Genomic DNA, 19,186 nt, shown 5'->3' on the forward strand with positions numbered 1-19,186 from the left:
TGTTCCTGTACTGCGGGGATAACCGTCTGCTGGTCCTGCGCTGGTTTGTTGGCCACGGGAAAAGTCTATGTGCACTCCGGGTCGTTTCCTCCGGGCCCCGCGCGGTTCGGCCCTGCACTAGGCTGGAGGGGACAATGCCGTCCCGGCCTTCGGCCCGTGCGGATCACTTCCCCGGGCCGGCTGCTCCGCAACGCCGCATCCGCAGCTGTACCACGTCGCTGCAGCTGCACTCCACAGCCGCACCCCACTTGAAAGCGAAGCCTTGACCCGCAGCACCTCCGCGCCCATGCCACTGTCCAACCAGCGTTTCTCCGGTTCCCGCCGCACCACTGTTGCCAAGGCCATTACTGCCCTGGCCGTGGGCGGGTTTGCCATCGGCACCACGGAATTCAGCATCATGGGCCTGCTCCAGGAGATGGTCGACGACCTCGGCATTTCCGTACCCTCCGGCGGGCACGTGATTTCCGCCTACGCGCTTGGCGTCGTTGTCGGAGCCCCCGTGCTCGCCGCCCTGGGCGCGCGCATGCCCCGGAAGCTGCTGGTGATGGGGCTGATGGCGTTCTTCGCCCTGAGCAACCTCTCGTCCTTCCTCGCCCCGGACTATTCCTGGCTGCTGTTCACGCGCTTCCTTTCCGGGCTGCCGCACGGCGCCTTCTTTGGTGTGGCCGCGGTCATTGCCGCCTCCTTGGTGGCACCTACCCGCAGGGCGTGGGCCATCTCCATGGTGATGCTGGGGCTGAGCATCGCCAATGTGGTGGGTGTTCCTTTTGCCACCTGGCTGGGCCAGCAGGCCGGTTGGCGTTGGATGTTCGTCCTCGTGGGGGCGCTTGCACTGCTGACAGTGGCACTCGTGGCACGGTTTGTTCCCTACCAGCCCGCCCTGGCGGAAGCCAGCATCAAATCGGAGCTGAGCGCGCTGGGACGGGTTCAGGTCTGGCTGGCACTGCTGGTGGGAACGGTAGGGTTCGGCGGGTTCTTCGCCGTTTACACCTACATTGCACCCACTATGACCGAAGTAGCAGGCATATCGGAGAACGTCCTGCCCGTCGTCGTCGGCCTCTACGGTGTGGGACAGGTGATCGGCAACGTTGCCGGCGGACGGATTGCGGACATCAACGTCATGGGCAGCATTTACGCGGTCCTGGGCGGGACGGTAGTGGTCCTGCTCGCCTACGCGTGGGCGGTGCAGTACGCCGCGACCGCCATGGTGCTGGTGTTCCTGGTCGGCCTGATCGGTTCCATGCTCACCCCGCCGCTGCAGACCCGGCTGCTGGACGTGTCGCCCGGCGCGCAGTCGCTGGCTTCGTCGCTGAATCATGCCGCGTTGAACCTTGCCAACGCGCTGGGCGCCCTGCTGGGCGGCGTCGTCATTGCCTGGGGCTGGGGGTACCGCTCCCCCGCTGTGGTGGGAGCGGTACTCGCCCTGCTTGGTTTGGCAGTTGCCCTGATCAGCGGGGTGCTGGATCGCCGGCCTTCTTCGCCGAAAACACATCCGGCTCCAGGTAAATAGAGCGCGCGACCGGGACCGCTGCACGGATCCGTTCCTCCGCAGCGTTGATGCCGTCGGCAATCTCCTGTCCGGTCTCGCACTTGGGGATGGCGATCTTCGCCGCTACCAGCAGCTCCTCCGGACCCAGGTGCATGGTCTTGAGGTGGATGATGCGGGTGTCGGGGTCGGCCTGGATGGCCTCTTCGATCCGGCGCACATCAGCCTGCGTTGCGGATTCCCCGAGCAGCAGCGACTTGGTCTCCACCGCCAGGACAGCGGCAATGGCCACCAGCAGGATGCCGATCATGGCGGTGCCGAAGGCGTCCCAAACGCCGTTTCCGGTCACGAGGGTCATGCTGACGCCGAACAGGGCGAAGAGCAGGCCGAGCAGGGCCCCGAAATCCTCGAGCAGGACAACGGGCAGTTCAGGGGCCTTGGCGGTCCGCACGAACTGCACCCACCCCTGCTTGCCGCGGGTGTGGTTGGACTCGCGGACTGCGGTACGGAGGGAGGAGCCCTCCGCGATCATGGCGCCCACAAGCACGGCAAGGGGCACCCACCACCACTTGCCCTCGATCGGGTGCGGGTCCTGGTACTTGTGGTAGGCCTCGTACAGGGCGAAGAGTCCGCCGACGCTGAACAGGACAATGGAAACAATGAAAGCGTAAATGTAGCGCTCACGGCCATAGCCGAAGGGGTGCTCCGGGCTGGCCTGGCGCCTGGACCGTTTGCCGCCCAAAAGCAGCAGCACCTGGTTGCCTGAGTCGGCAACGGAGTGGATGGCCTCAGCGAGCATCGAGGAGGAGCGCGTTAGGGCGAAAGCAATGAACTTCAAGGCCGCGATGGCCAGATTGGCGCTCAGTGCCGCGACAACCGCCTTATTACCGCCGCTGGCAGACATGTAAAACCCGTTTCTCTTTGGTGTAGTGGACCGGCTCGCCGAAAGCGGCCGTTACCAATACGCTACATCCGCCGCAGGGGCCGTACGTGCCGCAGGCCGGCAGTCAGCCGTTCATCCGGCGGTAGGCCGCCCGCAGGGTGTCATCAAAAAAGGACCTTTGTGCCGCGACCACATTGCGGAAGTGGCCAAACAGCTCAAAGTTGACCAGCCCGAAGAGCTGGCTCCAAACGGCTACCCCGGCAGGCAGCTGCCGGGGGTCGGCTCCGATGCCCTCGGCCAGGGCAACGAGTCCCGGATCCAGCAGGTCGAGCCCGTTGGCTCCGGCTTGGCCGCTTGCCGGCGGCAGCAGCCGCAGGAGCGCCACCGGCACCCGGGCGGCCTGTTCCACCGTGGATTCGGGCGCGTGGTAATCCGGAACCGGTGAGCCGTAGATCAGCGCATATCGGTGGGGTTGGGCCAGTGCCCAGTCCCGCACTGCGTGGCAGACGGCCATAAACCCCTTCTCGCCTGGCGCCGCATTCGATGCAGCGCGTTCGGCGGCGTCGCCCAGGTCCGAATAGGCGCGAAGGATAAGCGCTGTGAGCAGTTCGTCTGCGCTGGCGAAGTAACGGTAGATGGCAGACGAAGCCATCCCCTGGCCGCGGGCGATGGCCCGGAGGGAAAGATTTGCCGGACCGCCCTCGGCCAGCTGTTGTTCAGCGGCGTCGAGGATACGGGCGGTGTGCAGCCGCCGGGCCATTGCCCGGGGCCCCTCCCCCGATTGGGGCGAAGTGGAACTCGTCATCCACTCATCCTGCCTCAAGTAATCAGTGCACACAATTGTGAGCAGTGCTCTTGTTTTTGACTGCATGGCGGTCTAGCGTCGAGCCGGTAAGCAACACGCACTGACCACCAGACTGGAAAAGGACGAAACATGGCGGTATCACTCATCATTGGCGCTGGCGCCGTCGGCCGGGCCTTGGCCGCCCATCTCACCGAACGGGACCAGCGCGTCCTGGTGGGCACCCGTTCCGGAACCGAGGTGCCAGGCACCGAGGCCGTGCGCCTGCAGGCGTCGGACGCCGAAGCCCTCACGCGGGCAGCGCGCGGCGTGGAAGCGCTGTACGTTTGCAGCAATCCGCCTTACCCAGCCTGGGAGCGCGAGTGGCCACCCATCACTGCGGCCGTCATTTCCGCGGCGGAGGCCACCGGCGCCCGGGTCGTCCTGATGGGAAACCTCTACGCTTACGGCCGCGCGCACATGCCCATGCGGGAAGACAGTCCGCTGAATCCGGCCGACCGGAAGGGCGAAGTACGCCGGCGCATGTGGGAGGAACTGCTGGCGGCGCATACGGCAGGACGCATCCAGGCAACGGAGGTGCGGGCCAGCGACTACTTCGGCCCGGGCGCCGGTGCCAACGCCCATCTGGGTCCGCGTTTCCTCAAGCCGCTGGCGGCTTCGAAAACTACCTGGGTGGTGGGGAATCCGTCGCTGGCGCATAGCTGGGCTTATCTGCCGGACATCGCGGCAACGCTGGCCGCTGCGTCAGCTGACGGCGCGTCCGGGACCGCCTGGCATGTTCCGCATTCCTCGCACCTGGACCGGCTCACCATTGCGCGCCGGGTCAACGAACTGCTGGGTTCCGCGGGCAGGGTACGCACCTATCCCGCCGCGCTGTTCCGAATCGGCGGGAAGTTCCTGCCCGAAGTACGGGAGATCGGTGCTTCGTCCTATCAGTTCACGTCGTCGTTCACTGCAGATTCCGCCCGGACCGAAGCAGCCCTGGGCGTTCGGGCTACGCCCTTTGACGTTGCGTTGGAGTCGACGCTGCGCAATTCGGCGGGGTTGAAGATCCGCTAACTGCGGGGTATGCGCTGCGGCAGCGACGGCGGCAGCCGGTCCTACCGGTTCTGGGCGCGGGCGGAGGCGTACAGGCAAACAGTCGCCGCTGTGCCCACGTTCAGGCTCTCGGCGCTGCCGTACAGAGGGACCGCCACACGGTGGTCGGCGGCGGCAAGTTCGGCGTCGGAAAGCCCCTGGGCCTCGTTGCCGAACAGCCAGGCGGTAGGAGCCTCCAGCTGCGGCAGGCCGGCGTCGTCGTTGTGGCGGTCAGCGGCAGGAGCAAGCCTGCGCACCGCACTGAGGTCCTGCAGGCGGTCGAGGTTCACGCTGCCGTAGCCGTCGGCCGCGAGGACCGTCACTCCGGCTGTGCCCAGGGCCTCGATGACGGCGCCGAAGTCGGCTCCGGTGACCACCGGCAGGTGGAACAAGGACCCTGCCGTGGAGCGCACGGCTTTGGGGTTGTAGATGTCCACGCTGGAAGCGGTCAGCACCACCGCGTCGGCGCCGGCGGAATCAGCGGCGCGCAGCACGGTCCCGGCGTTGCCGGGGTCCCGGACCTCGCACAGGACGGCCACCAGTTTTGCTCCGCCGGCCAGGACATCCTGCAGGCGCGCTGTGGACATGTTGCAGACGGCGACGATGCCCTGCGGGGACACGGTGTCTGCCATAGCGGCCAGGACTTCGTCCGTGGCCAGGCGCAACGTCAGGCCGCGGGCCAGATCCGCCAGCTCGGGCAGCCGGTCCAGGCACGCCTGGGTGGCATAAACCTCGTGCACGACGGCGGAGCCGCCGTTGGCCGCGGCCGCTCGGTGTGCGCTCAGCGCCTCCCGGACGGCCTGCGGCCCCTCGGCCAGGAAACGGCCGGATTTTAAGCGCGAAGAGCGCCCGGCAAGTCTCGCAACATCACGGACCCGATCAGCTCGGGGGTTGGACATCAGCGGTGCCTGCGGGCGCCCTTCAAGGTTCATCGTCTTTTAGAGACCGATTCCCTTAGCCCTGGAACTTCTGGCGGGATTCTCCGCCAGCGGGTTCCAGACCGGCAGCCTTGGCTGCTTCAACGGAATCGAACCAGTATTCAGCAACAGTCTGCTCGTACCAGGTGGAACCGGGGACGTGGTACTTGCCCGAGCCCAGGTTGCCCTTGATAACGAAACCTTCGGGGGCGTCGCCCTCGGAAGCCTTGAAGCCACCCTTGGCGGTGGCAACGGCAGCAGCCGGCTTGGTGTCAGCAACGGGAGCAGCCTTGGCGGCCGGAGCAGCCTGGACAGCCGGAGCGGAGGTGTCGGACGGCAGGGCATCCTTGGCGATCTGGACCAGTGCGGCGAACGCAGCGGCGTCGTTGACGGCCAGTTCGGCCAGCATGCGGCGGTCAACCTGGATCTCGGCCAGCTTGAGGCCCTGGATCAGGCGGTTGTAGGTCAGGCCGTTGGCGCGGGAAGCAGCGTTGATGCGCTGGATCCAGAGGCGGCGGAAATCGCCCTTGCGCTTGCGGCGGTCACCGTAGCTGTACACAAACGAGTGCAGCAGCTGCTCTTTGGCCTTACGGACCAGGCGCGAACGCTGTCCGCGGTAACCCTTGGCGCGCTCGAGAATAACCCGACGCTTCTTGTGGGCGTTAAGCGCCCGCTTCACACGTGCCACGTGCGTACTCCTTTTGGTAAATCTCCCCGACTTGGTAAGTCACTGCGCCTGGAAGGCCCAGGAGCGGGGAAAGCTTTGATGGGTGAGACCGGCCCGGACGGGACGGCCATCAGGGAATTAGTTAGATGCCCAGCATCTTCTTGATGACCTTGGCGTCTGCCGGTGCCACGAGCTTGTCGTTGGCCAGGCGGCGCGTCAGCGTGGAGGGCTTGTGCTCCAGGTAGTGGCGGCGGTTAGCCTGCTGGCGCTTGAGCTTGCCGGTACCGGTCAGCTTGAAGCGCTTCTTGGCGCCACTGTGGGTCTTCATCTTCGGCATGTCTACCGATCTCCTTTAGGTTTCCGCGGGCAGGCCCGCGGGGCTTCAGGCACCCGTTGGGTGCCAGGGCATTGTTACTGGACGCCGGGGCGTCGCAGTGCAGTGGAACTACTCTGCGGTTCCGGGCTTGGGCTGGCCGGACGTTCCCCGAGGGGTGGACGGCTTGCCGGCAGGCTTCGGTGCCGCGGCCGGCTTGGGCCGGGCAGCGGGCTTGGGTGCAGCAGTCGGCTTCGGAACCGCGGCCGGCTTGGGTGCAGACACCGGCTTCGGTGCTGCGGCCGGTGCGGCTGCCTCTGCGGGCTTGGCAGGCTGAGCCGGTGCGGCAGGCGCAGCGGCCGGCTTGCTGGCTGCAGCCACACGGCGTGCTTCGGTTGCGGCCTTTTCAGCAGCCGCAGCCTTGGCCCGCTTTGCGGCCTGTTCCTTCTCTGCCTGTTCCTGCTCTGCACGGGCCTTATCGGCTTCGGCAGCGGAGGAACCCAAACGCAGGCCGTCCGGCAGCAGATCCGCCAGGCTCTGCGTCATGGGAGCCTTGTCCGCCGAGGTATCCACCCGAGCAGGTGCCTCGCCGTTCTTGATCGCCTCGTTAGCAGCCTTGGCATCTGCCCGCTGCGTTGCGCGGCGGGCTTCGGCCTTGGCCTCAGCCTTGTTCTTCAGCGGACCGATGACCATCACCATGTTGCGGCCGTCGATGCGCGGCGTGGACTCAACCACACCCACCTCGGCTACATCCTCAGCGAACTTGTTCAGCAGCCGCATACCCATTTCAGGACGCTGCTGCTCACGGCCGCGGAACTGGATCATGGCCTTGACCTTGTCCCCGGCGGCGAGGAAGCGCATGGCGTGGCCGCGCTTGGTCTCGTAGTCGTGGGTGTCGATCTTCAGGCGGAAGCGGATTTCCTTCAGAACGGTGTTCGTCTGGTTCTTCCGTGCTTCACGTGCCTTGACGGCGGCTTCGTACTTGTACTTGCCGAAGTCCATTAGTTTGCACACCGGCGGCTTCGCCTGCGGTGCTACCTCAACAAGATCCAGGTCCGACTCAGCAGCCAGTCGAAGCGCGTCCTCAATACGGACAACTCCTACCTGCTCACCTGCCGGACCTACCAGCCGCACCTCAGGGACGCGGATTCGATCATTGATTCTTGGCTCGCTAATGTTGCAGCTCCTGTGTTCTTCAAAACGGCTACCGCCTGCAAATGAAGAAGGCCTCCAATTGCAAGCGCAATCGAAGGCCCGTGAGGGGTCGGCATCAACTGCCCGTAAGGCAGTTAGCTCCCGGCAGTGCTGGCAGGCGCGGAATATCCGTGCTGCTGGCCCGCCGGGGCCGACCTGAACCCGGCAACTCTGCCGCCACAATGGCAGTCAGGCTGACGCGGGTGGGAGGGGTCTCCGCTTGCATACCGGTGACGCCGCCTTCAGGAGGAAAGTGTGATTTTCATCCTGCCCGCAAGGGGCATTGAAAGTAACGACAACCAGTCGGTCTGTGACAAGCTTACCAGTATGAGTACCCCACAGAGCAATCCGGCAGGCGAGGCAACCCGCCACTCCTTCCCGGGAACACCCGCAGAGACCGAATCCGCCGCTGCAGCGCAGCAGGAAGTCGCCGAGCAGATGCGCGACATTGCCGAGGTGCCGGCCATCGAGGTCATCACCACCGCTGCCGTCCACCTGATGAGCGCCGCCGCCGTTAAGTGCGGCCTGGCTGAAGGCGACGACGCCGAAGAGCTGAAGGACCTGGACGAAGCACGCAAGCTGATCACCGCCCTGGCCGGCTTCGTTACCGCCGCAGCCCCCGAGATCGGCAGCCAGCACGCCGGGCCGTTGCGCGACGGCCTGCGTTCGCTGCAGCTGGCTTTCCGGGAAGCATCCGTCATTCAGGATGCCCCCGGCAAGGGTCCGGGCGAGAAGTTCACCGGCCCCGTCAGCTAGAGGCCCGGCTACCGCTACAGACCCGGAGCGCCTGCCCCTGCGGCAGGCGCTCCGGGTCTTTTTGTCTTCGCTAGAGGGCGGCCGGCCGGCGAACGAGCCGGCGAACCGAGAGCGTCACCAGGACAAGCACCCCGGCCGCGCCGCCCGCCATCAGGAAACCGGCCCACGGACCGATCACGTCGATGGCCAGTCCGGCCACCGGGGCGCCCAGTGCGGTTCCGGCGGTCATCGCCGAACCGTACCAGCCCATGGCTTCCCCTCGACGGTCCTCGGACACCAGGTCCGCGACCCGTTCGGATGCCGAGGACAGCACGGGCGCGCAGAGCAACCCGGCCGGAATGGAGAGCAATGCGAGGCTGAGGGTGCCGGTCGCCAACCCCATCGGCATGGTCAGCACCGCCATGGCCAGCAGGAGCACCATGGGTGAAATCCGCTTGTTCATGGCGCCGTACACGACGCCGCCCACGGCCGAGGCAGCGCACCAGGCCACAAACACAATGCCGACCTCGGACGGGTTGCCGCCGGCTTCCACGAGGGCCACAATCCCGACGTCGGTGCTGGAGAGCAGCAGCCCGGCACCCACGGCAACGGCGAACACCACGGCCACACTGGCGGTTAGCCAGCCGAAGTTGCCGGCCAGTCCCCTGCCCAGCCGGGTAAGGAGGTTCTGCGGACCGCCGGGGAGGCCGGCTCCGGTGAGCTCCATGGGAGCGTCCTGCACATTTGCGGGTGCGACGTTGATGACGGCGGAGGCCGCGGCCTCCTGCTCGTCGACGGCGGTCACGGCGTCCTTCGGTTCGGCAGTCCGCGTTGGCGGGTTGAACCAGATGAGCAGCAGTCCGGACACCGCAGCGGACAGACCTACCGCGGTGAGGCCCACCACGGAGGAGATCTGTGTGGCGATGACGGCTCCGAGGGCAGGACCCACCATAAAGACGAGCTCGGTGGCAATTGAATCCAGGGCGAAGGCTGTGCGCCGCTGCTCGCCGGTGGCCAGCACGCCCAGGGACTGCCGCACCACGCTGAAGACCGGCAGGGTAAAGACGCCGCCGATCAGCGCGAGTACCAGCAGCCACTCGAAACTGGCGTGCGGCGCGATGCTCCAGATGGTTGCCTCGGCGATCACTGACGGGATCAGCGCCCGGCGCAGCCCCACGGTATCCACGCGTCGCCCGCGCCACGGCGCACCCACGGCAATGCCGATGGTCACCACCGCGGCCACCGCGCCGGCTGCCGCGTAGCCCTTGTCCATGGTGTTCACCACATGCAGCGTCAGCAGCACGCCTGCGGCGGAATGCGGGAACCTCGCCACCATTCCCACCAGCAAAAGTCGGCGGATGGGGGCAATCCGCAGCATCTCGCGGTACAGGCCAAAATTCACGGCGGTTCTCTTCTGGCGGGCTACGCCTGACGGGTCAGCGCGTGGTCAACAGATCCAGTGAATCCACACGCTCAACAAACTCGGGGTTGGCAGTCAGGCGCTCCTGCAGGACTGCCATCAGGGCAGAGACGTCCTGCGGACCAAGTCCGGGCGCAAGCTGAACGACCATTGTAAGCTCAGGACCGGCGCCTCCCCCGCCCACCGGCTCACCGGCGGCTGTACGTGACGCGGTGCCCTGGCCCTGCTGGAGGGTAATGCCCAGGATCCGCGGGTCCGCTTCCGCGGCGGCCCGGGCAAAGTCCACCAGTTCCGCGTCGGCGTAGGAGGGCACCCATTCCCGCTGCTGGGCCAGCGCCCACATGGCCGGCCGGCGCACCACAAAAGTGAAATCGGCGCCGGGATCGATGACCAGCAGCTGAGCGTCCTCGGAAACGGCGGACAGTGCGGCGCGTGGCGTGTAAACGGCCACGGGCCGTGCTTCCGGATGCCACTTTTCCAGGGCGTCCACCGAGGTGAACACCGGCAGCGCCTTCCGCCCGTCCGGCGCCGTCAGCGACACGAGCGCCATGTCCGCCTGTTTGTCGGCAGTCAGGCCGTGGTTGGATTCGGCTTCCTCCCCCAACACGGCGACGATGGGCACGAACACACGGGCGGTGGCCAGGGCGGCCACAACCTCCCGTTCGCTGCCGGTCCCGGCAACGAGGCGCGCGACGGCGGCGGCGTAGCCGGCGTCGGCCCGACCGTCGTCGCTGTCAAAGTTATGCAGCGGATTCCCGTCGCCGGTCAGGTCCCGTCCGGACCAGGACCGGCCGGCTGAGTCCGCGGGACCGCCGGCTCCTGCCAGGGCGGCGGCAATGTGGCCCGGGAGTTCGCGCGATGCCATGGTCAGCGGGCCGGGTGTCCGGCGACGTTGAAGGCCTGGGGCAGCGTGAAGGCGCCGGCATAGAGGGCCTTGCCCACAATGGTTCCTTCCAGCCCCAGCGGAACCAGCTCGCGCAGGGCGGCGAGGTCGTCCAGGCTGGAAATTCCGCCGGAAGCCACCACCGGACGGTCGGTGCGTTTGAGCACTTCCCGCAGCAGGTCCACGTTCGGTCCGCGCAGGGTGCCGTCCTTGGTGACATCGGTGACTACGTAGCGGGGGCAACCGGCCTCTTCGAGCCGGGCGAGCACCTCCCACAGGTCGCCGCCCTCCTTGGTCCAGCCGCGGGCCGCCAGGGTGGTTCCGCGCACGTCCAGGCCCACGGCGATTGCCTGCCCGTAGCGGGCAATCGCGCTGGCGGTCCATTCCGGGTTCTCCAGTGCCGCAGTGCCCAGGTTCACGCGTTCTGCGCCGAGCTCCAACGCCTTGTCCAGCGACTCGTCGTCACGGATGCCGCCGGAAAGCTCCACTTTGATATCGAGGGACTTCACCACGCGGCTGAGCAGGTCAAGGTTCGAGCCGCGGCCAAACGCGGCGTCCAGGTCCACCAGGTGGACCCACTCGGCGCCGTCGTTCTGCCAGGCCAGGGCCGCCTCCAGCGGATCGCCGTAGCTGGTCTCGCTGCCGGCTTCACCCTGGACCAGGCGCACGGCCTGTCCGTCGGCCACATCCACGGCGGGCAGCAGTTCTAGGACGGGGGTTTCGCTGAAGGGCATCTCTTGTGCTTTCGGTGGTGGGGTCAGGAAAGGTCGAGGGTCAGCAGGTAGGCGCCCAGCAGGGCCATTCCGGCCAGGACCCAGAAGCTGATGACAATGATTTTGGACATGCCCTGGCTGCGGAAAGACACCGCGCCGCCAATGAGGAGACCGGCCAGGCCCATCAGAAGAATGCTCCACATAGCGCTCAGCCCAGCGTCTTAAGCCAGTTGTTCAGCAGTGCTGCGCCGGCGTCGCCGGACTTCTCCGGGTGGAACTGGGTAGCCGACAACGCACCGTTCTCCACCGCGGCAATAAACGGGCCGCCGTGGTCCGCCCAGGTGACCTGGGGCGGTCGCATGGCCGGCTGGGTGACGTCGAAGTCCCACTTCTGCACGCCGTAGCTGTGCACGAAGTAGAACCGCTCGTCCTCGATACCGTCGAAGAGGGCCGAACCGGCCGGGGGCTTTACGGTGTTCCAGCCCATGTGCGGCACGACGTCGGCCGCGAGCCGTTCAACCACGCCGGGCCACTCGCCCATCCCCTTGGTCCGGACCCCGTGCTCCACGCCCTCATCAAAGAGCACCTGCAGGCCTACACAGATACCCAGCACCGGGCGGCCGCCGGCCACGCGGCGGCCGATCATGCGGAGGGCATCCACGTCCTTGAGGCCCTGCATCACGGCGGCGAACGCGCCGACGCCGGGGACCACGAGCCCGTCGGCGTTCAGGACGTCATCCGGCTTGGCGCTAAGCGTGACGTTGGCGCCGGCGTGCTCAAGGGCGCGCACGGCGGAGCGGATGTTGCCGGAACCGTAGTCCAGGACGGTGACGTTGCGGGGACTCACAGTGCTCCCTTCGTGGAGGGGATGCCCTCAACGCGCGGATCGGATTCAACCGCCGCGCGCAGGGCGCGGGCGAAGGCCTTGAACTGGGCCTCGACAATGTGGTGCGGATCCCGTCCGGACAGCACCCGCATGTGCAGGCAGATCTGCGCGTGGAGCGTGATCGCTTCGAAGACATGCCGCGTCAGGGATCCGGTGAAATGCCCGCCGATCAGGTGGTATTCCTGCCCCGCGGGCTCCCCGGAGTGCACCAGGTAGGGGCGGCCGGAGATATCGACGACCGCCTGCGCCAGTGCTTCATCCAGCGGAACAGTGGCTTCGCCGAAACGGCGGATGCCGGCCTTGGTGCCGAGCGCGGTCTTCAGCGCCTCGCCGATGCTGATGGCGATGTCCTCCACCGTGTGGTGGACATCGATGTGGGTGTCCCCCGTGGCTCGCACGGTGAGATCCATCAGTGAGTGCTTGGCCAGCGCGGTCAGCATGTGGTCGTAGAACGGCACCGAGGTGCTGATATCCGCGCGGCCCGTGCCGTCCAGATCAAGTTCGACGACGACGGACGATTCGCTGGTGGTCCGCTCAAGGCGGGCGGTGCGTCCGGTGGCGGTCTCCACAGTCATGAGGTTCCTTCGCGAAGGTTGGAGCCGAAGCAATAGGCAAAGCCCCGGCAGGTGATCAGTTTAGTCCCGAAGCGGGCAACACCCGGAACTGGAACCGGGGGCCGGGAGGTGGATGCAGGGCCGGACGGGCGGCTCAGGCGGCGAGCAGTTCCTGCAGCCGGGTCAGGAACGCCGTGGTTTCCGCTTCAGTACCGGCGGTAACCCGCAAGTGCCCCTCAATGCCGATGTCACGGACCAGGACACCGGCTTCCAGCAGCCCTTCCCAGACGGCCCGCGGATTCTCCATCCCGCCGAACAGGACAAAGTTGGCATCCGACGGCGCCGGGGCCAGTCCCATAATGGTGAGTTCCCGGACGATCCTGTCGCGCTGGGCCTTGATGTCCTCAACGTTGGACAGGAGGGCATCGGCGTGCGTCAGGGCTGCGTTGGCCGTGGCCTGGGTAATGGCGGAGAGGTGGTACGGCAGCCGGACCAGGCGCAGGGCGTCGGCGATCTGCGGCGCCGCGGCCAGGTAGCCGATCCGGGCCCCGGCCAGGGCGAAAGCCTTGGACATGGTCCGGGAGACGATCAGCCGCTCGCGTCCGGGCAGCAGCTGCAGGGCGCTGGGGGTTTCCGTGTGGGAGAACTCCGCGTAGGCCTCGTCCACCACGACAACTGCGTTGGAGGCGGCGCCGGCATCGTAGGCCGCCTCGATGGCGTCCAGTCCCAGGGCGGTGCCGGTGGGGTTGTTCGGGGTGCAGAGAATGATGATGGTAGGTGCCTGTGCCCGGACCTGCTCCGCCACGGACTGCGGGTCCATGGTGAAGTCGGCTTCCCGCGTGCCGGTGACATAGGCGGTGCCCGTGCCGCTGGCGAGCAGCGGGTACATGGAGTAGGTGGGCGGGAAGCTCATGGCCTTCCGGCCGGGGCCCCCGAAGGCCTGCATGATCTGCTGCAGGACTTCGTTGGAGCCGTTGCCGGCCCAGATGTTTTCGGCGGTGAGACCGTGGCCGAGATAGTTCGCCAGGTTTTCGCGCAGCTGGGTGAACTCGCGGTCCGGGTACCGGTTCAGGCCGGCAACGGCCGCCTGGACCTCGGTAACGATCGCTTCCCTTACATGCCGGGGCAGCCCGTGGGTGTTTTCATTGACGTTCAGCAGGATCGGCACATCCAGCTGCGGAGCTCCGTACGGGCTCAGGCCGCGGAGGTCTTCCCGCAGGGGAAGTCGGTTCAGGTTTTCCAGCTGTTCACTCACCCGTACAGCTTAAGGCGCTGCGGCACCCGGCGCGGAATCCGGTGTCCCGGCATGAAGTTCCAGGCTAGGAGGCGACGGGGATGTAGAGCTGCCGGCCGGCCGGGACCGTGGCGTTTTCCAGGTTGTTCAGTTCCACGATGTCCGCAACGACGTCCCGGGGATCCCGCTCCGGTGCGTATTCGGTGGCGAGGGACCACAGTGAGTCGCCGGTGGAAACGGATACCTGCAGGGTGCGTGTGGTTTCCGGTGAGTTTCCGGTGGCCATGGCAGGGGCGGTGAAGAAACCCGCAAAGACCAGAAGTGCAGCGGTGGAGAACATCAGGGGTGCGCCCACCAGGACGAGCCGTCCGCGGCGGGTGAGGCGCAGCGGTGCCTGGCTGCGCGCGGCAGCGGAGGCGCCGGCCGGGGCACTGGGACGCACCGAAGCGTTGGGAAGTACGTGTACTGACATGTCAATACCTTTCCGGTCCGATGAGCAGCTCCCGCGCCGTCCGGACAATCCCCGGCAGGACCGGGTATTGCGCGGGGCCTAGAAACTGCATTCGAACATCTGGTGGATCCTGCGAGGTGTCACAGGACCATACTCGAACATACGTTCTAAGTTGTACTCGAACATTTCTAGCACTTATCTACGAACATTGTCGAGACTCGCTCGAATATATGTTTGAAAAACTTGCCGCGCTCCCTTAGCGTTGAACCTGTCGGGAAAGCGGTGATACCAACTAATCACCCGGCACTGACAAAACTGAGAAAACCGGGAAACCGGGAAAAGCGACAAAACGGTACGGCCAGCACCGCAGGCACGGCCGGCACATAAAGAAGAAGCCATCGGGTCCGCATCCGCGGGCCTACCGTGAAGGGAAGCCGACGTGGCCCGTGTTACCAATGGCAGCACCCCCGCCCCTGCCGCGCCCGCTCCGGCAGTGCGCACCAAGGGCCTCACCGCCCGGCAGACTAAGATCCTCGAGACCATCCAGCGCTCGGTCAGTACCAACGGCTACCCGCCCTCTATGCGGGAAATCGGAGACATCGTCGGTCTGGCCAGCCTCTCGAGCGTTACCCACCAGCTGAGCCAGCTGGAAAAGCTGGGGTACATTCGCCGGGATCCCAAACGGCCCCGGGCCATGGAAATCCTGGTCCCCCTGCTGCTTCGCGACGCGCCTTCAACCCGCCGCAGCGCATCCGGTTCGCCGGACGGTTCAGCGGCGGAAACCGGCTCAGGGTCCACGGCGGGGGCAGCATCCGGCGCCGGCAGCTCACATGTCTCCGACCTCACCACCGCGATCGACACGGCCATGGTTCCGCTCGTGGGACGCATTGCGGCCGGCGGGCCCATCCTGGCGGATCAGCAGGTGGAGGAAGTCATTCCCCTGCCGCGCCAGCTTGTTGGCCACGGCGACCTGTTTATGCTCCGCGTGTCCGGCGACTCGATGGTGGACGCTGCCATTTGCGACGGAGACTGGGTGGTGGTGCGGCGCCAGCCCACGGCAGAGAACGGCGATATTGTTGCCGCCCTGCTGGAGGACGAAGCGACGGTCAAGACCTTCCGCCAGCGCAACGGCCACACCTGGCTGCTGCCGCAGAACACCCGCTATGAGCCCATCCTCGGCGACGAAGCCACCATCATGGGCAAGGTTGTATCGGTCATGCGTTCTCTCTAGGGCTGCACGCAGAAAAACAGCACCAATAAACAGCACCACTAAATACAGCGCCGCCGGCTCCCTGCCGACGGCGCTGCTGCGTTCCTGCCTCGCGCTTCCCCCTGGACGGGGCCCGGCCTAGGTCCGGGTGCCTGCGGGCTGAGCTGAAAGGCGTTCAAGGGCCTGCAGCACCACGCCGCGGTCCGTGGTGGACCAGAACGGGGGCAGGGCAGCCCTCAGGAAGCTGCCGTAACGGGCGGTGGCGAGCCGGGAGTCCAGGACGGCCACCACCCCCTTATCACCGGAGGCCCGGATCAGCCGGCCAGCGCCCTGCGCCAGCCGGACGGCGGCGTGGGTTGCCGAAACACTCATGAAGCCGTTGCCGCCGGCCTTGGCCACCGCACGGGTGCGGGCCGTCATCAGCGGATCATCGGGACGCGGGAACGGAATCCGGTCCATGATGACCAGCCGGCACGAGGCACCAGGGACATCCACGCCTTGCCACAGGGACATGGTTCCGAAGAGGCAGGTCGCGTCGTCATCGGCGAACTGCTGTACCAATGCGGACATGGTGGACTCGCCCTGGCACAGGATCGGGAAGTCCACCCGTGTGCGCAGGGCATCAGCCGCTTCCTCGGCTGCACGCCGGGAAGAGAACAGACCCAGTGCGCCGCCGCCGGAGGCCTTGATCAGCGCCTCAATCTCGTCCAGTTGCTCCGGGGATGTCCCCCGCCCCGGTTTAGGCAGGTCCTTGGCTACGTAGAGGACACCCTGCCGGGGGTAGTCAAAGGGACTGCCGACGTCGGTGCCGTTCCATTTCGGGGCACCGCTGCCCAGGAGTCCCAGGGCGCCGGCCACCGGACCGAATTCTGCTCCGATGGCCAGGGTGGCGGAGGTCAGGACCACGGTGTGACCGTCGAAGAGCCCTTCGCGCAGCCGGCCGGCCACCGACAGTGGGGCCACGTTGATGGTGGGCGGTGAGTCTTCTTCGGGCGCCGTGTATCCGGCGCCGGGAGAGAACGTGCTGGGGCGCGATGCCCAGACCACTTCACCGGAGTTGCCGGCATCAAGAATGCGGTCGCACATTTCCTGCACGGCCATGAGCCGGGAACGGGCCATCTGGCGCCCGCCGTCCACGTTCTCGCCGTCGGGCTTGGAATCTGACAGCGCTGTGCGGGCCGAGTCGCGTACGTGCCCCAGGACCATCTCCTGGTCCTCGGACAGTCCCGCGGCCAGCAGACCGGACGGGACCGGTGCGAAGACCTGGTCGAACGCGCGGCCGGCAGCGGCCAGCGGCTCCAGGGCGGCGGAAGTGTGTTTGCGGGCTGCGGACACGGCTGCGGAGATAACGGTCCCGGACAGCTGTCCGGTGACGGCGCCGGTGACGCGGTCCTGCAGCTCGTGGGCCTCGTCAATGACCACCACGTCGTAATCGGGCAGCACGGCCAGACCCTCAAAGGCGGCGATGGCCAGCATGGCGTGGTTGGTGATGACAAGGTCCGCCACGGCCGCTTTGGCCCGGGCCTGCTCGCTGAAGCACAGTTCCGCCACGGGACACTTCTGCGCCCCGAGGCACTCCATGGAGGTCACGGAGACTTGGCGCCAGGCCCGGTCGCTGACACCTGGCAGCAGTTCGTCGCGGTCCCCGGTTTCTGTTTCCTGTGCCCACTCCTGCAGGCGGACGACGTCGCGCCCCAGTGCCGAGGTGGGTCCCCCGGCGGGCGCTGGGTGGGACACCGCCTGCTCGTGCATAAACAGCGTTCCCGCCTCGTCTTCCTCGGGGAACCCGCCGCCGGTCTTGTGGACGCAGACGTAGTTACTGCGGCCCTTGAGCAGGGCGACATCCACTTCCCGGGGCAGCTTGGGCGCCAGGGTCTTCAGCAGGCGCGGCAAGTCCCGGCCCACAATCTGGGACTGCAGGGCCAGGGTGGCCGTGGAGACCAGGGCAGGCTTGTCGCTGTCGAGGGCATGGGCAATCAGCGGAACCAGGTACGCCAATGACTTGCCGGTGCCGGTGCCGGCCTGGACCAGCAGGTGCTCGCCGGACTCGATCGCCTCGGCCACCTGCCGGGCCATCTCGTGCTGGCCCGGCCGGTTCTGTCCGCCCATGGACGTGACCGCCGTGTCCAGCAGCTCCAGTACCTGCTCCGACACCTGCTGCGTCTTCCTACCCATGGGTTACGAACGGCTCCAGCTCTGCAGCGAGCCCTTCACGGACCTTCACGTGCAGCCGGGTACCGGTCTCCACATGGTCCGTGGACAGGATCTCTGCGTCCTGCTGGTGGAGCCGGGACACAATCTCGCCGCGCTCATACGGCACCAGCAGTTCCAGCTCCACTCCCGGGCGCGGAATGCCTTCGGAGATCGCCTGGAGCAGCTCCGGGATGCCTTCGCCCGTGCGGGCCGAAACCACCACATACCGGCTTTCGCGCTGGCGCAGCCGTTCCAGGACAAACGGATCCGCGGCGTCGGCCTTGTTCAGCACAATGATCTCAGGCACCTTGCGGGCGTCCACCTCGGCAAGGACGGTGCGGACGGCCGCAATCTGGCCTTCCGGGTCCGGGTGCGAGGCATCAACTACGTGCAGGATCAGGTCTGCGTCCGCTACTTCTTCCAGTGTGGAGCGGAAGGCCTCCACTAGCTGCGTGGGCAGGGAACGGACAAAGCCGACTGTGTCCGCCAGCGTGTAACCGATCCCGTCTTCCGTCTGTGCCTTGCGGATGGTGGGATCCAAGGTGGCGAACAAGGCGTTCTCCACCAGCACGCCGGCGTCGGTGAGCCGGTTCAGCAGGGAGGATTTGCCGGCATTTGTATAGCCGGCAATGGCTACCGAGGGCACGGCGTTGCGCTGCCGGTTGGCACGCTTGGTCTCCCGCGCCGGCTTCATGCCCGCAATTTCGCGACGCAGCTTGGCCATGCGGGTGCGGATCTTCCGGCGGTCCAGCTCGATCTTGGTTTCACCGGGACCGCGGGAGCCCATGCCGGCGCTGGCGCTGCCCACCTGGCCGCCGGCCTGGCGGGACATGGATTCACCCCAGCCGCGCAGGCGCGGGAGGAGGTATTCCAGCTGCGCGAGCTCAACCTGGGCCTTGCCTTCACGGGACTTGGCGTGCTGGGCAAAGATGTCCAGGATCAGGGCCGTACGGTCAATGACCTTGACCTTGACAATGTCTTCCAGTCCGCGGCGCTGGGACGGAGCGAGCTCGCTGTCCACGATCACTGTGTCAGCGCCGGTCGCCGTGACAATGTCCTTCAGTTCCTGGGCCTTGCCGGAGCCGAGGAAGGTGCCGGGATCCGGCTTGAGGCGGCGCTGGATGATTCCGTCCAGGACTTCCGATCCGGCGGTCTCCGCCAGGGCGGCCAGTTCCTTCAGGGAGTTTTCGGCATCTTCTGCCGTGCCTTCGCTCCACAGTCCCGCGAGGACAACCCGTTCCAGGCGCAGCTGGCGGTACTCAACCTCGGTGACGTCTTCGAGTTCGGTGGACAGGCCGGCGACGCGGCGCAGCGCGCGCCGCTCCTCGAGGTCCTGCTGCTCGCCGTCGTGGACGGAATGCTCAGTGTTGTCGGACAGCGCCTGGGCGCGTCCGTTGTTGACTCCGGTGCGGGTCAGCGGCTTGGTCTCCACCGTTTTGGCTTCAACTGCGCTGTCCTTCGCAAGGATCCGGTCGATGACCCCTTGGATGTCCGAAGCGCTGAGCTCCGAAGCGGAGCCGGCACCGTTGACGGAACCCATGGAACGGGAGTTGTTGATGGTCATAATC

20 protein-coding genes are annotated in these 19,186 nt (G+C 66.6%); 4 read left to right on the plus strand and 16 right to left on the minus strand.

Annotated elements, in window-relative coordinates; all coding sequences use genetic code 11:
• The first annotated feature begins 286 nt into the window (after positions 1-286).
• Entirely contained in the window at positions 287-1,510 is a 1,224-nt protein-coding gene (locus tag QNN98_RS14430) for an MFS transporter (protein WP_227914069.1), read from the plus strand.
• Here the strand turns inward: QNN98_RS14430 and QNN98_RS14435 are convergent.
• The gene (locus QNN98_RS14435) at positions 1,449-2,390 is read right to left on the minus strand and encodes a cation diffusion facilitator family transporter (RefSeq protein WP_283998050.1); all 942 of its coding nucleotides are present in this window, start codon (positions 2,388-2,390) and stop codon (positions 1,449-1,451) included. The genes QNN98_RS14430 and QNN98_RS14435 overlap by 62 nt on opposite strands.
• Positions 2,391-2,493: 103 nt before the next feature.
• Positions 2,494-3,174: a TetR/AcrR family transcriptional regulator gene (locus tag QNN98_RS14440; RefSeq protein WP_283998052.1), complete on the minus strand. Its 681-nt coding sequence runs from the start codon at positions 3,172-3,174 to the stop codon at positions 2,494-2,496.
• Positions 3,175-3,303: 129 nt separating this feature from the next.
• Here QNN98_RS14440 and QNN98_RS14445 point away from each other — a divergent pair, with 129 nt between their 5' ends.
• Positions 3,304-4,230, plus strand: coding sequence for an NAD-dependent epimerase/dehydratase family protein (locus tag QNN98_RS14445; protein ID WP_283998054.1), 927 nt, complete (start codon positions 3,304-3,306; stop codon positions 4,228-4,230).
• A 41-nt stretch (positions 4,231-4,271) separates the two neighbouring features.
• On the opposite strand, the gene QNN98_RS14450 is transcribed toward QNN98_RS14445, so the two are convergent.
• From QNN98_RS14450 to infC, 4 genes are all read right to left on the minus strand, one after another.
• Positions 4,272-5,180, minus strand: coding sequence for a TrmH family RNA methyltransferase (locus tag QNN98_RS14450; RefSeq protein ID WP_227914035.1), 909 nt, complete (start codon positions 5,178-5,180; stop codon positions 4,272-4,274).
• 22 nt (positions 5,181-5,202) lie between these two features.
• Positions 5,203-5,853 (minus strand): 50S ribosomal protein L20, sunset domain variant, encoded by a 651-nt coding sequence (gene rplT / locus QNN98_RS14455; RefSeq protein ID WP_227914034.1) that lies wholly within the window; start codon positions 5,851-5,853, stop codon positions 5,203-5,205.
• A gap of 121 nt (positions 5,854-5,974) precedes the next feature.
• The gene (gene rpmI / locus QNN98_RS14460; RefSeq protein WP_146363238.1) at positions 5,975-6,169 is read right to left on the minus strand and encodes a 50S ribosomal protein L35; all 195 of its coding nucleotides are present in this window, start codon (positions 6,167-6,169) and stop codon (positions 5,975-5,977) included.
• A gap of 108 nt (positions 6,170-6,277) precedes the next feature.
• On the minus strand, positions 6,278-7,279 hold the full coding sequence (infC, locus tag QNN98_RS14465; protein WP_229960529.1) for a translation initiation factor IF-3: 1,002 nt from the start codon (positions 7,277-7,279) through the stop codon (positions 6,278-6,280).
• Positions 7,280-7,666: 387 nt separating this feature from the next.
• Here infC and QNN98_RS14470 point away from each other — a divergent pair, with 387 nt between their 5' ends.
• Positions 7,667-8,095 (plus strand): DUF1844 domain-containing protein, encoded by a 429-nt coding sequence (locus QNN98_RS14470; RefSeq protein ID WP_227914033.1) that lies wholly within the window; start codon positions 7,667-7,669, stop codon positions 8,093-8,095.
• Positions 8,096-8,165: 70 nt separating this feature from the next.
• On the opposite strand, the gene QNN98_RS14475 is transcribed toward QNN98_RS14470, so the two are convergent.
• From QNN98_RS14475 to QNN98_RS14510, 8 genes are all read right to left on the minus strand, one after another.
• A complete protein-coding gene (locus tag QNN98_RS14475) occupies positions 8,166-9,476 on the minus strand; it encodes an MFS transporter (RefSeq protein ID WP_227927268.1) in 1,311 nt (436 codons plus the stop codon).
• A 34-nt stretch (positions 9,477-9,510) separates the two neighbouring features.
• Positions 9,511-10,359, minus strand: coding sequence for an SseB family protein (locus QNN98_RS14480; RefSeq protein ID WP_227927269.1), 849 nt, complete (start codon positions 10,357-10,359; stop codon positions 9,511-9,513).
• A gap of 2 nt (positions 10,360-10,361) precedes the next feature.
• Positions 10,362-11,111 carry a bifunctional 1-(5-phosphoribosyl)-5-((5-phosphoribosylamino)methylideneamino)imidazole-4-carboxamide isomerase/phosphoribosylanthranilate isomerase PriA gene (priA, locus tag QNN98_RS14485; protein WP_283998059.1) on the minus strand — a complete coding sequence of 250 codons (750 nt, stop codon included), beginning with the start codon at positions 11,109-11,111 and terminating at the stop codon, positions 10,362-10,364.
• Between the two features lie 23 nt (positions 11,112-11,134).
• On the minus strand, positions 11,135-11,293 hold the full coding sequence (locus QNN98_RS14490) for a CG2302 family histidine operon protein (RefSeq protein ID WP_227914029.1): 159 nt from the start codon (positions 11,291-11,293) through the stop codon (positions 11,135-11,137).
• A gap of 5 nt (positions 11,294-11,298) precedes the next feature.
• On the minus strand, positions 11,299-11,937 hold the full coding sequence (gene hisH, locus QNN98_RS14495; protein ID WP_227914028.1) for an imidazole glycerol phosphate synthase subunit HisH: 639 nt from the start codon (positions 11,935-11,937) through the stop codon (positions 11,299-11,301).
• On the minus strand, positions 11,934-12,551 hold the full coding sequence (hisB, locus tag QNN98_RS14500) for an imidazoleglycerol-phosphate dehydratase HisB (protein ID WP_227914027.1): 618 nt from the start codon (positions 12,549-12,551) through the stop codon (positions 11,934-11,936). Before hisB ends, hisH begins: the two co-directional genes overlap by 4 nt.
• A 133-nt stretch (positions 12,552-12,684) precedes the next feature.
• Complete coding sequence (locus QNN98_RS14505; protein WP_283998062.1) at positions 12,685-13,785, minus strand: histidinol-phosphate transaminase; 1,101 nt, start codon at positions 13,783-13,785, stop codon at positions 12,685-12,687.
• Positions 13,786-13,849: 64 nt separating this feature from the next.
• On the minus strand, positions 13,850-14,236 hold the full coding sequence (locus QNN98_RS14510; RefSeq protein ID WP_227914025.1) for a LysM peptidoglycan-binding domain-containing protein: 387 nt from the start codon (positions 14,234-14,236) through the stop codon (positions 13,850-13,852).
• 418 nt (positions 14,237-14,654) lie between these two features.
• Here QNN98_RS14510 and lexA point away from each other — a divergent pair, with 418 nt between their 5' ends.
• Complete coding sequence (lexA, locus tag QNN98_RS14515; RefSeq protein WP_442860342.1) at positions 14,655-15,446, plus strand: transcriptional repressor LexA; 792 nt, start codon at positions 14,655-14,657, stop codon at positions 15,444-15,446.
• A 117-nt stretch (positions 15,447-15,563) separates the two neighbouring features.
• On the opposite strand, the gene QNN98_RS14520 is transcribed toward lexA, so the two are convergent.
• Both QNN98_RS14520 and hflX read right to left on the minus strand, forming a co-directional pair.
• Positions 15,564-17,600 (minus strand): ATP-dependent DNA helicase, encoded by a 2,037-nt coding sequence (locus QNN98_RS14520; RefSeq protein WP_283998064.1) that lies wholly within the window; start codon positions 17,598-17,600, stop codon positions 15,564-15,566.
• Positions 17,593-19,158, minus strand: coding sequence for a GTPase HflX (hflX, locus tag QNN98_RS14525; protein WP_442860194.1), 1,566 nt, complete (start codon positions 19,156-19,158; stop codon positions 17,593-17,595). The genes QNN98_RS14520 and hflX overlap by 8 nt, the downstream gene beginning before the upstream one ends.
• Between the last annotated feature and the right edge of the window lie 28 nt (positions 19,159-19,186).

The sequence above is a fragment of the Arthrobacter sp. zg-Y1143 genome (assembly GCF_030125565.1).
Taxonomy (GTDB): Bacteria; Actinomycetota; Actinomycetes; order Actinomycetales; family Micrococcaceae; genus Arthrobacter_B.

Excerpts from the sequence above, each read along its gene's own strand:
- priA (WP_283998059.1), bottom strand. The coding sequence starts at position 11,111 with ATGCCCTTCAGCGAAACCCCCGTCCTAGAACTGCTGCCCGCCGTGGAT.
- QNN98_RS14480 (WP_227927269.1), bottom strand. The coding sequence starts at position 10,359 with ATGGCATCGCGCGAACTCCCGGGCCACATTGCCGCCGCCCTGGCAGGA.
- QNN98_RS14445 (WP_283998054.1), top strand. The coding sequence starts at position 3,304 with ATGGCGGTATCACTCATCATTGGCGCTGGCGCCGTCGGCCGGGCCTTG.
- QNN98_RS14510 (WP_227914025.1), bottom strand. The coding sequence starts at position 14,236 with ATGTCAGTACACGTACTTCCCAACGCTTCGGTGCGTCCCAGTGCCCCG.
- hisB (WP_227914027.1), bottom strand. The coding sequence starts at position 12,551 with ATGACTGTGGAGACCGCCACCGGACGCACCGCCCGCCTTGAGCGGACC.
- QNN98_RS14490 (WP_227914029.1), bottom strand. The coding sequence starts at position 11,293 with ATGTGGAGCATTCTTCTGATGGGCCTGGCCGGTCTCCTCATTGGCGGC.
- QNN98_RS14435 (WP_283998050.1), bottom strand. The coding sequence starts at position 2,390 with ATGTCTGCCAGCGGCGGTAATAAGGCGGTTGTCGCGGCACTGAGCGCC.
- rpmI (WP_146363238.1), bottom strand. The coding sequence starts at position 6,169 with ATGCCGAAGATGAAGACCCACAGTGGCGCCAAGAAGCGCTTCAAGCTG.
- QNN98_RS14440 (WP_283998052.1), bottom strand. The coding sequence starts at position 3,174 with ATGACGAGTTCCACTTCGCCCCAATCGGGGGAGGGGCCCCGGGCAATG.
- QNN98_RS14430 (WP_227914069.1), top strand. The coding sequence starts at position 287 with ATGCCACTGTCCAACCAGCGTTTCTCCGGTTCCCGCCGCACCACTGTT.
- QNN98_RS14470 (WP_227914033.1), top strand. The coding sequence starts at position 7,667 with ATGAGTACCCCACAGAGCAATCCGGCAGGCGAGGCAACCCGCCACTCC.
- QNN98_RS14450 (WP_227914035.1), bottom strand. The coding sequence starts at position 5,180 with ATGAACCTTGAAGGGCGCCCGCAGGCACCGCTGATGTCCAACCCCCGA.
- hflX (WP_442860194.1), bottom strand. The coding sequence starts at position 19,158 with ATGGGTTCCGTCAACGGTGCCGGCTCCGCTTCGGAGCTCAGCGCTTCG.
- QNN98_RS14520 (WP_283998064.1), bottom strand. The coding sequence starts at position 17,600 with ATGGGTAGGAAGACGCAGCAGGTGTCGGAGCAGGTACTGGAGCTGCTG.